The following is a 14,507-nucleotide window of genomic DNA, read 5'->3' on the forward strand; positions in this document are numbered from 1 at the left end:
CGACGCTTCCGGATTGTTTCAGTGGCTTGTGTTGCAGTGTCATTCCTGATTCATACGTTGCATAAATGGAACACAGGAACTTTTTACTGTACCCAGCAGTCCAATTAGTAGACTGCTAAGATGAGCCCTATGAGCCAGACGCTTACTTCCCACGCATTGGTTGCCAACAACCTCCCGATCCCCAGTCCGCTCGGTTCGCTGGATGCCTACATCGGCGCCGTGCATCAGATCCCGGTGCTGACGTCCGACGAGGAACGCGCACTGGCGGTGCGGTACCGCGACCAGGAAGACCTGGATGCGGCCCGCGAACTGGTCCATTCCCACCTGCGCTTCGTGGTCCACGTGGCCCGCGGCTACAACGGCTACGGCCTGCCGCTGGGCGACCTGATCCAGGAAGGCAACATCGGCCTGATGAAGGCGGTCAAGCGCTTCGACCCGGACATGGGCGTGCGACTGGTCAGCTTCGCGGTGCACTGGATCCGTGCCGAGATGCACGAGTACATCCTGAAGAACTGGCGCATCGTCAAGGTCGCCACGACCAAGGCGCAGCGCAAGCTGTTCTTCAACCTGCGCAAGTCCAAGACCCGCCTGGGCTGGATGAACGCGGCCGAGGTCACCGCGGTGGCCAAGGACCTCAACGTGTCCGAGCGCGAGGTGATGGAGATGGAGTCGCGCCTGTCCGGCCGCGACATCGGCTTCGATGCGCCGTCCGACGAGGACGACGACCACGCGCCGCCGTCGCCGGCCGCGTATCTGATGGCCAACGAGGAAGATCCCTCGCAGGCCTACGAGCGCGCCGACAGCGAGGACAACCAACTGCAGCTGCTGCGCGAGGGCCTGGCGGAACTGGATGCGCGTTCGCGCGACATCATCAAGCGCCGCTGGCTGGATGCCGACAGCAAGATCACCCTGCAGGAACTGGCCGACGAGTACGGCGTGTCGGCCGAGCGCATCCGCCAGATCGAGGCGAACGCGCTGAAGAAGATGAAGGCGCTGTTCGTCGCCTGAGTCGCCTGCGGCGATCGGTTGCGACACGCGAAGGCCCGGCATCGCCGGGCCTTTCTTTTTGTCTTCGGCGCACCGCGTGACTGCGACTGTCGCAGCCGCGCAGCCGCGCTAGGACTCCGGCGGGCGCGCCACCGGCAGGTGCCAGCCGTAGCGGATCGCCATGAAGCGCAGGCCGAAGCACAGCACCGCACCGACCGCCAGGCCCCAGGGCTGCGGCAGGTGCAGCACCTGCGCCGCGGCGACCACGCCGCCGCCGAGCAGCGCCGCCACCGCGTACAGCTCGGCCTGCAACACCACCGGCGTGCGCGCCACCAGCAGGTCGCGGACGATGCCGCCGCCGATGCCGCTGAGCATGCCCAGCAAAGTGGCGCTGAGCGGGCCCAGGCCGAACGCCAGCGCCTTGCTGGTGCCGTACACCGCGAACAGCGCCAGCCCCATCGCATCGAAGATCTGCACCGGATTGCGCAGGCGTTCGACCGTGTGGTGGCGATAGAAGGCCAGCAGCCCGGCCAGGCAGGCGACGCCGAGATAGCGCACGTCGGCCAGCGCAGCGGGCGGCGTGGCGCCGATCAGCACGTCGCGGGCGATGCCGCCGGAGACCGCGGCCGCGCACGACAGCACCAGCACCCCGAACAGGTCCAGGCGATGGCGCACGCCGACGGTGGCGCCGCTGATCGCGAACACGAAGGTGCCCAGCAGGTCGAGCAGGAACAGGAAGGTCGCCAAGACGGGCACTGCGCTGCAGCAAAAAGGCCGGCTAGGATCGCAGCCCCGTCTTGCAGTGTCACCTGTCCGTGGGCGGCGCGGCCCGGGCCTGCGTGTCCTCCGCGGCGGGCGGGTCGCCGAGGATGATGCGTGCGGCGCGCTGGTAGCTCCAGTACGCCCAGGCCCAGTTGAGCAGCACCACCACGCGGTTGCGGAAGCCGATCAGGAAGAACACGTGCGCGGCCAGCCAGAACCACCAGGCCAGCACGCCGGAGAGCTGCAGCCGGCCCAGGTGCACGATCGCGGCCATGCGCCCGATGGTGGCCAGGTTGCCGTAGTCGGCATAGCGGAACGGCACGCTGGCGGTGTCGCCGCGCAGCCGCCGGCGCAGGGTGTCGGCGACGTGCCGGCCCATCTGCTTGGCGGCCGGCGCCACCCCCGGCACCGGGCGGCCGTCGGCCTGCTGCACCGCGGCCAGGTCGCCGGCGACGAACAGCTCCGCATGGCCGGGTACGCTCAGGTCCGGCTGCACCTGCACGCGGCCGCTGCGGTCCAGCGGCGTCTGCAGCGTCTTCGCCAGCGGCGAGGCGGCCACGCCGGCGGCCCAGACCACGGTGCGCGCCGGCACGAAGGTGCTGCCGAGGCGGTAGCCATGCGCGTCGATGTCGGCGACCGGCACCCCGGTCAGCACTTCCACGCCGAGCTTTTCCAACTGCTTCTGCGCCTTGGCCGAGAGGTGCTCGGGGAAGGAGGACAGGACCCGCGGACCGGCCTCGATCAGCCGCACCCGCGCCTCGGCCGGGTCGATGCGGCGGAACTCGTGCTTGAGCGTGTGCCGGGCGATCTCGGCCAGGGTGCCGGCCAGTTCGACGCCGGTCGGGCCGCCGCCGACGATGGCGAAGCTGAGCCAGGCCGCGCGCGCGGCCGGATCGGTTTCCGCTTCGGCGCGCTCGAACGCCAGCAGCAGGTGCCGGCGCAGTTGCAGCGCGTCGTCCAGGGTCTTCAGGCCCGGCGCGTGCGCGGCCCAGTCGTCGTGGCCGAAATAGGCGTGGGTGGCGCCGGTGGCGACCAGCAGGTAGTCGTAGGCCAGCGTCTGCCCATCGGCCAGACGCACCTGGCGCGCCTGCTTGTCGATGTCGACCACCTCGCCCAGACGCACTTCGACGTTGTCCTGATGGCGCAGGATCTGCCGCAGCGGTGCGGCGATGTCCGGCGCCGACAGGCCGGCGGTGGCGACCTGGTACAGCAGCGGCTGGAACAGGTGATGGTTGCGGCGGTCGATCAGGGTGATGCGCAGCGGCGTCTTGGCCAGGGCGCGGGTGGCCCACAAGCCGGCGAAGCCGCCGCCGATCACGACCAGGTGCGGCACGCGTGTGTCGTCCATGCAGGACTCCAGGAGGGGGACGGGAAAGGAGGCGTCCGGTGTCGGCGCGATGGTGGGCGCGCGTGGCGCACCGATCCACGGCAACGCGCGCGGCCGGTGGGGCGCTGCGCGATCGTCGAGGGCCGGACCTGCATGTCCGTATAGTAGCGCGATGCCAAGTGCGGTCCGCGACAGGGAGGACGCACGGTCATGCCAGCGACAGTGAAGCCGCGCGCATTGGATTGTGGCGATCTTCAGCCTCCTCCATGCACGACGGGCACATCACCGGCTCGGCGACGTTGGTCGACGTTCTGACGGGTGCCTTGCGGGTGATGCGCCGCCGCCTCAGTACAGATCCTGCGGATCCACATCCAGCGACCAGCGCACCCGCCGCGCCTGCGGCAGCGCGTGGATCGCCGGCACCGCTGCGTCCAGCACGGCATGCAGCGCGCGCCGCGTGTTCGCCGACAGCAGCAACTGGGTGCGTTGGAAACCGGCGCGGCGCGGCATCGGCGCCGGCATCGGGCCGAAGCGCTGCACGGCGTCCTGCGCCGGCAGCAGCGCACGCACCGCGGCGAGGAAGGCATTGGCGTGTTCGACCTGTTTGGCCTCGGCGCGCAACAGCGCCAGGTGCGCGAACGGGGGGAAGCCGGCGGCCTCGCGTTGCTCCAGTTCTGCGGCGGCGAAGGCGTGGTAGCCGCCGTGCACCAGGGTCTGCAGCAGCGGATGCGCGGGGTGGTGGGTCTGCAGCCAGACCTCGCCCGGACGCGCGGCGCGGCCGGCGCGCCCGGCGACCTGGATCAACTGCTGCGCGAGTTTCTCGCTGGCACGGAAATCGGCCGAGAACAGGCCCTCGTCGATGCCCACCACCACCACGCGGCTGAGCTGCGGCAGGTCGTGGCCCTTGGCCAGGATCTGCGTGCCGACCAGGATGCCGGGCGCGCTGCCGAGCGTGGCCAACTGCGTCTCCAGCGCATCGCGGCGCTGGGTGGTGCTGCGGTCGATGCGCAGCACCGGCACGTCCGGGAATGCCTGCACCAGGCGCTCCTCCAGGCGTTCGGTGCCGATGCCCTGCGGCTGCAGGGCCAGGCTGCCGCAGTCCGGGCAGGCCAGCGGCGCCGGCTGCCGCGCGCCGCAATGGTGGCATTGCAGGCGCCGGCCGCCGGCGTGCACGGTCATCGGCGTGGCGTGCAGCGGGGTGCTGCAGCGCTGGCACGGCGCGGTCCAGCCGCAGTCGTTGCACAGCAGCACCGGCGCATAGCCGCGGCGGTTCTTGAACACCAGCACCTGGCCGCCCTCGGCCAGTGCCGTGCCGATCCCGGCCAGCACCTCCGGCGACAGCCCGTCCTGCAGCGGTCGCTTGCGCACGTCGAGCACGCGCACCGTCGGTGGTTTGGCGTCGCCGGCGCGGCGGGTCAGGCGCAGGTGCGCATAGCGCCCGCCGGTGGCGTTGTGCAGGCTCTCCAGCGACGGCGTGGCGCTGCCCAGCAGCACCGGCACGTCCAGCGCCTTGCCGCGGACCAGGGCGAAATCGCGGGCGTGGTAGCGGATGCCGTCCTGCTGCTTGTAGCTGCCGTCGTGTTCCTCGTCGACCACGATCAGGCCCGCCCGCGGCAGCGGCACGAACACCGCCGAGCGGGTGCCGACCACCACCTGCGCCTCGCCGCGCCAGGCGGCGGCCCAGACCCGCGCGCGTTCGTTGTCGTTGAGCCCGGAATGCAGCGCATGCACCGGCACGCCGAGGCGGGCGCGGAAGCGCGCCAGGGTCTGCGGAGTCAGGCCGATCTCCGGCACCAGTACCAGCGCCTGACGGCCGCGCGCCAGGCAGGCGGCGATCGCCTGCAGGTAGACCTCGGTCTTGCCGCTACCGGTGACGCCGTCGAGCAGGAACGGGGCGAACCCGGCGGCGGCGACCACTGCGTCGATGGCCGCCTGCTGTTCGGCATTGGGGACCGGACCGGGCTGTGGCTGCGGCGCCGCGGCGCTGGCCGGTACCGCGATGCGCTCGGCGTGGCCGCGCTTGGCCAGGGCGCGGGCGGCGCTGCGCCAGTCGTCCATCGCCTGGTCCAGCCGGTCCTCGTCCAAGGCGCCGTCCGCCAGCAGCGCGGCGAAGCGGTGCGGGCGGGTGCCGGCGCGGGCGCGGTGGCTGGCGCCGGCCTCGGTCAGGCGCCAGGCCCAGGCGTGGGTGTCGGGCAGCGGTTCGCCGCGGCGCAGCGGCACCGGCAGGGCGGTGGCCAGCACCTCGCCCAGCGGCGCGTGGCTGTAACGCGCCAGCCAGCGCAGCGACTCGGCCAGTTCGCCGTGCAGCAGCGGCGCCGGGTCCAGCCAGGCCAGTGCCGCGCGCAGGCCGTCGGCGTCATCGACCTGGCCGATCGCCGCCACCACCCCGCTCAGTTCGCGGTTGCCGAACGGCACCTGCACCCGGCGGCCGACGTCGCCGTCGGCGACCGCGCCGCCGGGCGGCGGCAGGTAGTCGAACAGCTGCGGCAGCGGCACGGGCAGGGCGACGCGGAGCGTGGCGGCGGGGGAGGGCATCCACCTAGTCTAGGGCGTGTCACCAATTCCCGAGGATGCCGCGTTGGGTCTGGCAGGCGCGCTGCCGGCGTGGCGTGGCGCAGCGCCTGACTGGCCGTCAGGTCAAGCCGCGCGGCGCCGGCAGCGTGCCTGCCAGGCCCAACCCGAAGGGCCACGGTTGCGCGCGCCCGTGGCCGCGTCATCGCTCGGGCGTGGACGCAGGTCCACTTCCTCGCTCTTCCTTGCCACAGGCACGCGCAACCGCGGCGCGGCATGCTCGGGGATTGGTGGCACGCCCTAGCGGCCGCCGCAAGCGGGTCCCGGACGCCGGGAGTTGCACGCGATTGCTGCCCGCAAAGTGATAAACCGGTCGTAAATAGCCGCCGCGCTTGGAGAATCGAATTTATCCACATCTGCTGTGGATAAAGCTGTGCATGAAGGGCATGCTCCACGCCGTGAAGACGGACTCACAAGCCTCTGCCACGAGTTGGACAAAAAAGCGCCATTCGCAATTAGTCTTTTCAGAACAACAACTTGGCCGTGAAACACAGATGCAACATGGTTTCGCGGGGGCTTGACAAGACCTGTCGCAGGCCAATTCCAGGCGCTGTGCACAACCCGCCGTCGCGGCGGCCGCGGATGAGCCGATCGCGGCGCTTCTGTCAAGCGCGCGGCGTGGCGGCCGCCTCGCTATCATCGCGCCGATGATGGAGTTCCGATGACCGCCACGTCCCCTTCCGACGGCGTGGCCGCACCGCCCGCCCTGGCCGCGTTCCTGCGCGGGATCGAACGCCGCGCCGCGGTGCTGGCCGACCTGCAGAGCGGCCGGCCCGAGCGTGGCCTGCCCGCCCTGGCGGCCGCGATGCGGGCCTTCCGCAGCCACGCCGCGTCGCTGCCGATGGCCGACTGGCCGCTGCGGTTCTGGAAGCTGCTCGGCGCGGTGCCGACACTGCGCCAGGCCGATGCCGCCGAGGGCGCCTGGCCGGCGCCGCTGGCCCATCTGCGCAGCCTGCAGCCGGCCGACCGCCTGGCGCTGCTGCTGCGCATCGTCGCCGGGCTGGACGAGCCGCTCGCCGCACAGGTGCTGCAACTGTCCACCGAGGATTACCAACTGGCGCTGGCGCGGGCCTGCCCGCGCGATGCCGGCGGGCGCCCGGATGCGGCGGGCTGGCGCGCGCTGGCCGATGCGGCGCAGCAGTGCCTGCGCGACCTGCCGCCGGCGCGGTTGCAGGCCCTGGCGCAGCTGCGCGATGCGGCGATCGCCGGCAGCACGGCGCCCGCTGCCGCGGCGGCACCCGCGTCGGCCCCTGCCGCGGCAGCGGCGCGCCCGCGCCGCCGTGGTGCGCGCCCGGCCCTGCGCACGCGCCTGGCCGGGGCGGTGATCGCCGTCGTGGTCCTGGCCCTGGTCGGCACCGTGTTCTGGGACCGCCTGCCTTGGCACCGTTCCCGTGCCGCGGCCGCGGCCGGCGGCAGCGACGCGAGCCTGGCGCTGGGCGATACCGGCCCGGTGCAGGTGGAAGTGCTGCCGCCGGAGTCGGATACCGCCAGCGCGCCGCCGCTGGCGGCCGACCCACCGGCGCCGCTGCCGGAGCCGGCGATCTACGACCTGGACTTCTATGCGTGGTACGCGGCCGGCGCGCCGCCGCCACGGATCGAGCGCAGCGCCCCCAGCGCCGCCGACCTGGCCGAGGCAGCCGAAAACCCGCCGGCCGCTGCGGTTGTCGCCGCCGTCGCGCCCGCCGCGGCGGCGACCACGCCACCGGCGCTGACCCCGGCGCAGTTGCGCGCACGCCAGGCCGCCTGGGACGCGCTGCCGGCGGCGGCGCAGGCGCGGTTGCGCCAGGTCGCCACGGCCTTCGCCGGCCTGCCGATCGAGCAGCAGCACAGCCTGCACGCGCAGTTCGCCGAGATGGACGCGCTGGAGCGCCACGGCTGGTTGCTCGGCCCGGAGCTGGGCGCCGAGTTCTGGGCGCTGCAGCCGCTGCTGGGGTACGTGCCCGAGGCGCAGCGGCAGGCGCTGCTGGGCCTGCTGCGCAGCCTGCCGCCAGACCAGCGCGAGCATCTGGCGCTGCTGTCGCAACGCACCCCGCCGCAGGACCGCGCGGCCCTGCGCCGCGATCTGCTGGCGCAGAGTGCCGACAGCCGCGGCGCCTGGCTGAAGCAGCGCGCCGCGCGCTGAGCCGCGCGCGGCGCCGCACCGTTGCCGCCGGCAGCCGGCGGCAACGCAGTCATCCGCCGCAGCAGGTAGAATGCGCGGCCTCCGCCACCCGGTGCCGGCGCTGTCTGCGCGGCCGCAGTCGGCGGGATCGCCAGAGTCTTGCAATGTTTTCGTCTTCCACCCCGGCCTCGGTCCGGGGCCTCGAACTGCGCACCACCGCGCAGCTCGCCCTGCCGCTGGTCCTGGGGCACGTCTCCACCGGCCTGATCAGCTTCGTCGACAACGTGATCGCCGGCCACCACGGCACCCGCACGCTGGCCTCGGTGACGGTCGGCACGGCGCTGCTGTGGCTGCCGATGATGATCCCGATCGGCACCCTGATCGCCCTGACCGCCTCGGTATCGCAGCTCGACGGCGCCAGGCGCCAGGCGCAGATCGGGCCGCTGTTCCGCCAGGCGCTGTGGCTGTCGCTGGGCCTGGGCCTGCTGATGTTCGCGTTCCTCAGCGTGATGCCGATGGCGCTGCCGCAACTGGGCATCGCCCCGGAGATCGTGCCGGGCGCGCGCGACTTCCTGCATGCGATCCGCTGGGGCGTGCCGGCGCTGGTGCTGTACTTCTGCATGCGCTACGTCAGCGAAGGCATGCACTGGACGCTGCCGACCATGCTGCTCGGCTTCGGCGGCCTGTTGCTACTGGCGCCGCTCGGCTATGCGCTGACCTTCGGCCTGTGGGGCCTGCGCGAGCATGGCGCCGGCGGCCTGGGCATGGCCTCGGCGATCACGATGTGGGCGCAGGCGCTGTGCTTCGCCATCTACCTGGCGCGTTCCAGGCGCTTCGCGCCGTTGCGCCTGTTCGCGCGGTTCGAGGCGCCGGACCTGCGCGCGATCGCCGGCTTGCTGAAGACCGGGCTGCCGATCGGCGTGACCATCCTGATGGAAGGCGGCCTGTTCATCGTCACCGCGCTGCTGATCGCGCGGCTCGGCGAGGTGCCGGCGGCGGCGCACCAGATTGCGATCAACGTGGCGCAGCTGTGCTTCATGGTGCCGATGGGCGTGGCCGAAGCGACCACGGTGCGGGTCGGCCGCGCCGCCGGCGCCGGCGACGCGGTGGGCGTGCGCGGCGCGGCCTGGGCCGGCTATGCGATCGTGCTCGGCACCCAGGCGCTGTCGGCGCTGGTGCTGCTGGTCGGCCACGACGCCATCGTCGGCATCTACACCAGCGACCTGGCGGTGGCGGCGTTGGCCTCCACGCTGCTGCTGTACGCGGCCACCTTCCAGTTCCCCGACGGCGTGCAGGTGCTGTCGGCCGGGGCGCTGCGCGGCCTCAAGGACACCCGCGTGCCGATGCTGCTGGCCCTGTGTTCCTACTGGGGCCTGGGCATGCCGCTGGGCGCCGGCCTCGGCCTGTGGCTGGGCTGGGGACCGCAGGGCATGTGGATCGGCCTGATCCTGGGCCTGACCGCGGCCGCGGTGATGATGGGCGCGCGTTTCCGCTGGAGCAGCGCGCGGCTGCCGGCCGCCTCGGCGGCCCCCTGACTTCAGACGCATGTGCGGCGCCTGACGCAGCCGGTATGCTGCGCAGGCGCAAGACGCCTACCTTTCGGAGTTTTCCATGAACCAACCCGTGCGTCGCAGCCCCGTCGCCAACTTCTTCGTCGGCCTGTGGGATGTGATGAACTTCACCCGCCGGTTGATCTTCAACCTGGTGTTCTTCGGCTTCCTGTTGCTGATCCTGCTGGCGATGGTGTTCGCGATGGCGCGCGGCGACGGCGGCAAGGCGCTGCGCGACCGCACCACGCTGCTGATCGCGCCGGAAGGCAAGCTGGTCGAGCAGTTCAGCGCCGATCCGGTCAGCCGCGCGCTGGCCAAGGCGATGAACGACAAGGGCGCGCAGGAGATCCAGTTGCGCGATCTGGTGCGCGCGATCGAAGCGGCCAAGACCGATCCGAAGATCGAGCGGGTGGCGCTGCGTCTGGACAAGCTGCAGCCCAGCGGCTTCGCCTCGATGCGCGAGGTGGAGAAGGCGCTGCAGGACCTGCGCAGCTCCGGCAAGCAGATCGTCGCCTACAGCGACAATCTGAATCAATGGCAGTACCTGCTGGCCGCGCAGGCCAACGAGGTCTACCTGGACCCGATGGGCTCGATGACCCTGGAAGGCCTGGGCCGCTACCGCCAGTACTTCCGCGAGGGCCTGCAGGACAAGCTCGGCGTGGACGTGCACCTGTTCAAGGTCGGCGAGTACAAGTCCGCTGCCGAGCCGTACGTGCTCGACGCGGCCTCGGCGGCGTCCAAGGAAGCCGACCTGTTCTGGATGAACGACGTGTGGCAGCGCTACGTGGCCGACATCGCCAAGGCGCGCAAGCTCAGCGCCGAGCAGATCAACGCCGGCATCGACACCATGCCCGAAGGCGTGGCCGCCGCCGGTGGCGACCTGGCCAAGTTCGCCCTGCAGCAGAAGCTGGTGGACGGCCTGAAGACCCGCGAGGACGTCGAGCAGTTGCTGGCCAAGCGCGGCGTGGCCGACGACGATGCCGACACCGGCTACCGCAACGTCGACCTGGACGGCTACCTGCAGCAGTTGGACCTGCGCCGTTCGCCGGTGGATTCGCGGCCGCAGGTGGCGGTGGTGGTCGCCGCGGGCGAGATCAGCGGCGGCGAACAGCCGGCCGGCCGCATCGGCGGCGAGTCGACTGCGGCGCTGCTGCGTCAGGCGCGCGACGACGACGCGGTCAAGGCGGTGGTGCTGCGCGTGGATTCGCCCGGCGGCGAAGTGTTCGCCTCCGAGCAGATCCGCCGCGAAGTGGTGGCGCTGAAGGCCGCCGGCAAGCCGGTGGTGGTGTCGATGGGCGATCTGGCTGCGTCCGGCGGCTACTGGATCAGCATGAACGCCGATCGCATCTACGCCGACCCGTCGACCATCACCGGCTCGATCGGCATCTTCGGCATGATCCCCAACATCACCCGCACCCTGGACAAGATCGGCGTGCACACCGACGGCGTGGGCACCACCCGCTTCGCAGGCGCGTTCGACATGACCCGGCCGATGGATCCAGCGGTGGGCCAGCTGATCCAGTCGGTGATCAACAAGGGCTATGCCGACTTCACCGGCAAGGTCGCGCAGGCGCGCGGCAAGTCGGTCGAGGCCATCGACCAGGTGGCACGCGGCCGCGTGTGGAGCGGTGCGCAAGCCAAGGAGCGCGGGCTGGTGGACGCGTTCGGCGGCTTCAAGGACGCGGTGGCCGATGCCGCCGCGCGCGCCAAGCTGGGCGGTCCGGACAAGTACCGGGTGCGCTACGTCGAAAAGCCGGCCGCGCCGTTCGCGCAGTTCGTCAGCGGGTTCGCCGGCAGCCGCCTGGGCGTGTGGATGCTGAGCGACTCGGCGCTGGGCCATGCCCTGCTGGCGCGCAGCATGCCGGAACTCGACACCCAGCTGCGCTTCGTCAAGGACGCGGCCGACACCCGTCCGGGCGCACCGGTGAAGGCGCTGGCCTACTGCTTCTGCGGTCTGTAAGCCGCCCCTGCGCCGGCAGCGGCGCGCTCTTGCGAGCGCGTCGCCTGCTTCCTGCAACGCCGGCCCCTGTGGCCGGCGTTGTTCATTGCGCGGGCGCGGCGTCGAGCGCGGCGTTCTGCGTGGCGGCGGCGCGGTCGAGCGTGGCCTGGGTCTGCCTGGCGCGGTTCAGCGGCTGGGCGATGGCGCTGCGCAACGCGCTGGCCTTCGGCGGTGGCGGCGCATCGGGCGGTTGCGGCGGTGCCGGCTTGCATGCGGCCAGCAGTGCGAGCAGCGGCAATGCCAACGTCATCCTGCGCAGTGGTGCGGACATGGCGGCGACCTCCTCGAGGGTGGAGGTATCATCCTACGCCTCTCACGTGAGCAGACAGGCACGCGCATGCAGCACCGTTGGCGGCTGGACGGACAGACCGCGCTGATCACTGGCGCCAGCGCCGGCATCGGCCTGGCGATCGCACGCGAACTGCTCGGGTTCGGCGCCGACCTGCTGCTGGTGGCGCGCGACCTCGACGCGCTGGAAGCGGCGCGCGACGAACTGCGCGAGACCTTTCCCGAGCGCGAGATCCTGGCGCTGGCCGCCGACGTCGCCGACGACGAGGACCGCCGCGAGATCCTGGACTGGGTCGAGGACCATGCCGACGGCCTGCACCTGTTGATCAACAACGCCGGCGGCAACCTCAGCAAGCCTGCGGTGGACTACACCGAGGACGAGTGGCGCGGCATCTTCGAGACCAACCTGTTCTCCGCGTTCGAGTTGTCGCGCTACGCGCATCCGCTGCTGGCGCAGCATGCGGCCTCGGCGATCGTCAACGTCGGCAGCGTGTCCGGGCTGACCCACGTGCGCAGCGGCGCGCCCTACGGCATGACCAAGGCGGCGCTGCACCAGCTCACCCGCAACCTCGCCGCCGAATGGGCCGAGGACGGCATCCGGGTCAATGCGGTGGCGCCCTGGTACATCCGCACCCGCCGCACCTCCGGCCCGCTGTCGGACCCGGACTACTACGAGCAGGTGATCGAGCGCACGCCGATGCGCCGCATCGGCGAACCGGAGGAAGTGGCGGCGGCGGTCGGCTTCCTGTGCCTGCCGGCGGCCAGCTACATCACCGGCGAATGCATCGCGGTGGATGGGGGGTTTTTGCGTTACGGGTTCTAGCAGTTGAGTGGTTGTGCGGCGGCTGCGTGCGCGCCGGGCGCAGGCCGAAAGGCGCAGTACAGGAGGCCCGGGCGTATGTCGTCGGTGAAGTCCCTCCCACAAGGTGGGTGCGCTTATCGCGGTGGGCCGGTTGTTGTGGCGCGTGTCAGGAAGTGGCTGCGGTCGGATGTTGTGCCTGCCGGCGGCCAGTTACATGACTGGCGAATGCATTGCGGTGGACGGCGGATTTTTGCGTTACGGGTTCTAGCGGTTGAGTGGTTGTGCGGCGGCTGCGTGCGCGCCGGGTGCGGGTCGAAAGGCGCGGTGCAGGGGGCTCCGGGCATATGTCGTCGGGACTGAAGTCCCTCCCACAAGGTGGGTGCGCTTATCGCGGTGGATCGGCTGCGGGGGTAATGCGTAGGAGCGGCTAATGCGTAGGAGCGGCTTCAGCCGCGACCAGGCTTTCCCGGCAACGCCCGGTCGCGGCTGAAGCCGCTCCTACGACACCAGGCGCACACCCGCGCGCGAGCGGGATGGCTCACGGCGCTGGCTGCTCTGCGCCGCAGTTGCTGGCCTCAAGCAGGTGCTGGCGGCGTTCGAACTCCGCGTGCAGCGCTTCGGCATGCTCGGGCACGGCGAAGCGCCAGTGCGTCTCGGCTTCGGCCACGTAGTTCTTCCAGGCGTCGCACAACTGCTCGGCGGGCAGCGGCTGGCACTGGTCGCGCAGCACTTCGCAGGCGCTGCCGCCGGCCTGGTTGGGGCCACCGTCCAGGTCCGTCGTGTGCAGCGGCACGCAACGCGGCGGCGGTTCGGCGACCTCGCCGATGTACGACGATTGCTCGCGGGTGGTGCAGGTGTACAGCGATGGCGGTGGCAGCTTTGGAGGCGGTGGCGGTGCGGCCGCCGCGGTGTCGGCCGGGGCCGGCGCGTCCGCAGGCGTGGCGTCGTTCGTGGCGCTCGCCGGGGGCGGCGATGGTGCGGGCTTGGCCGCGAGCGTGCTCGGCAGTGCGGCGCTGCTCACGCCCTGCATGATCTTCTTCTGCTGGCGCATGCCCTTGGGGCAGGGCTGGTTCTGGATGGTCAGGTTGTCCTGCGCATCGGTGCAGCGATAGAACACCACAGGTTCGGCATGCGCTGCGCCGGCGCAGGCCAGCAAGGCGATCAGACAGAGCGCTTCACGCATCAGGTGCCGCCGCAGTCGCGTGCCAGGCGCGCATCGATGCCGCGCTGTTCGGTCTCCATCGCGCGGCGCTCGCTCTGCAATGCGCTGTTGTAGCGACGGATCAGCTCCCAGCGGCGGTCGCTCAGGCGCGCGCAGACCTCCTGCTCGGGCAGCGCCGTGCAGGTGTCGCGGATCAGCGTGCTGCCGGCCGGCACGATCACGCCGGCGCCAGCGGACACGCCCGGCGGCGGCGGTCCGGGCGGGCGCGGTGCGCCGGGGGGAGGCGGTCCCGGCGGGGCGGGCGAGCGGCCATCGGGGCCGCGCCCGGACGGCCGCGCGTACGGACCCTCGGCGTAGCCATAGGCCCACAGCGGCACCCAGCGCGGATTGCCGGCGTTGTCGTCGCTGGTGTAACGCGTGCCTTCCGGGGTCACGCACTCGTACATCGGCTGCGGTGGCTGCACGGTGACGATGCGCAGTTCCCGCTGCGGCAGCGGCGCCGGCGAGGCCTCGCCACGCGCCGGATCGGTGCTGATGGTGGTGGTCGGCCGCGGCGGCGGATCGCGCGGGCGCTGCATGTCCAGCACCTGTTGCTGGCGCGCGTTCTCGCAGGGCGCGTTCTGAAGGCTGACTGCGCCGGAGGCGGCGATGCAGCGGTAGATGCGCACCGAGCCGGTGCTGCCATCGCTGCGCACGGTCTGCGTCTGTTGCGCCCAGCCGGCACCGATCCAGGACGACAGGCTCAACAGCAGCAAAGGGCGAAGAACGCGGCGCATGTGCGCATCTTGCGCGCCTTGGGCGGCCAGGGAAAGGGCGGGCGAGCGGGGGTTCAGGACGTGATGGCGCGGGTGGGTGCGCAGCAGGGTCTCGTGGCGCATCGGCGGGCTGTGGGTCGGCCAGCGCGTGCTCGTGCAGTGTCCGCGCGTTGCTCGGTGGCTGCGAGGCTTCGCCCGACCCT

General features: G+C 71.6%; 10 protein-coding genes and 1 pseudogene. 5 read left to right on the forward strand and 6 right to left on the reverse strand.

Going from position 1 to position 14,507, the window contains the following annotated elements; genetic code table 11:
• Positions 1–129: 129 nt before the first annotated feature.
• Entirely contained in the window at positions 130–1,008 is an 879-nt protein-coding gene (gene rpoH, locus PG878_RS03340) for an RNA polymerase sigma factor RpoH (protein WP_209032186.1), read from the forward strand.
• A gap of 108 nt (positions 1,009–1,116) precedes the next feature.
• Here rpoH and PG878_RS03345 read toward each other — a convergent pair whose 3' ends face one another.
• From PG878_RS03345 to PG878_RS03355, 3 genes are all read right to left on the reverse strand, one after another.
• Entirely contained in the window at positions 1,117–1,734 is a 618-nt protein-coding gene (locus PG878_RS03345) for a trimeric intracellular cation channel family protein (RefSeq protein WP_019801572.1), read from the reverse strand.
• Positions 1,735–1,792: 58 nt separating this feature from the next.
• Positions 1,793–3,097 (reverse strand): NAD(P)/FAD-dependent oxidoreductase, encoded by a 1,305-nt coding sequence (locus tag PG878_RS03350; protein WP_209032185.1) that lies wholly within the window; start codon positions 3,095–3,097, stop codon positions 1,793–1,795.
• 324 nt (positions 3,098–3,421) lie between these two features.
• Positions 3,422–5,611: a primosomal protein N' gene (locus PG878_RS03355; protein WP_209032184.1), complete on the reverse strand. Its 2,190-nt coding sequence runs from the start codon at positions 5,609–5,611 to the stop codon at positions 3,422–3,424.
• Between the two features lie 697 nt (positions 5,612–6,308).
• On the opposite strand from PG878_RS03355, the pseudogene PG878_RS03360 reads away from it, so the two are divergent.
• The 3 genes and pseudogenes from PG878_RS03360 to sppA all read left to right on the forward strand — a co-directional run.
• A pseudogene (locus PG878_RS03360) lies at positions 6,309–7,268 on the forward strand (hypothetical protein); the annotation flags it as partial.
• Between the two features lie 644 nt (positions 7,269–7,912).
• A complete protein-coding gene (locus PG878_RS03365) occupies positions 7,913–9,283 on the forward strand; it encodes an MATE family efflux transporter (protein WP_209032183.1) in 1,371 nt (456 codons plus the stop codon).
• A gap of 76 nt (positions 9,284–9,359) precedes the next feature.
• Positions 9,360–11,258, forward strand: coding sequence for a signal peptide peptidase SppA (gene sppA / locus PG878_RS03370; RefSeq protein WP_209032182.1), 1,899 nt, complete (start codon positions 9,360–9,362; stop codon positions 11,256–11,258).
• A gap of 82 nt (positions 11,259–11,340) precedes the next feature.
• On the opposite strand, the gene PG878_RS03375 is transcribed toward sppA, so the two are convergent.
• Positions 11,341–11,568, reverse strand: a complete 228-nt coding sequence (locus PG878_RS03375; RefSeq protein WP_244672708.1) for a hypothetical protein — start codon at positions 11,566–11,568, stop codon at positions 11,341–11,343.
• Positions 11,569–11,634: 66 nt separating this feature from the next.
• On the opposite strand from PG878_RS03375, the gene PG878_RS03380 reads away from it, so the two are divergent.
• Positions 11,635–12,408 carry an SDR family oxidoreductase gene (locus tag PG878_RS03380; protein WP_209032181.1) on the forward strand — a complete coding sequence of 258 codons (774 nt, stop codon included), beginning with the start codon at positions 11,635–11,637 and terminating at the stop codon, positions 12,406–12,408.
• A 517-nt stretch (positions 12,409–12,925) separates the two neighbouring features.
• Here PG878_RS03380 and PG878_RS03385 read toward each other — a convergent pair.
• Together PG878_RS03385 and PG878_RS03390 are read right to left on the reverse strand one after the other, a co-directional pair.
• Positions 12,926–13,570: a DUF4124 domain-containing protein gene (locus PG878_RS03385; protein WP_209032180.1), complete on the reverse strand. Its 645-nt coding sequence runs from the start codon at positions 13,568–13,570 to the stop codon at positions 12,926–12,928.
• Entirely contained in the window at positions 13,570–14,325 is a 756-nt protein-coding gene (locus tag PG878_RS03390) for a DUF4124 domain-containing protein (RefSeq protein WP_209032179.1), read from the reverse strand. The genes PG878_RS03385 and PG878_RS03390 overlap by 1 nt, the downstream gene beginning before the upstream one ends.
• Positions 14,326–14,507 lie beyond the last annotated feature (182 nt).

Source organism: Xanthomonas hawaiiensis (assembly GCF_031834635.1).
GTDB classification, from domain to species: domain Bacteria; phylum Pseudomonadota; class Gammaproteobacteria; order Xanthomonadales; family Xanthomonadaceae; genus Xanthomonas_A; species Xanthomonas_A sacchari.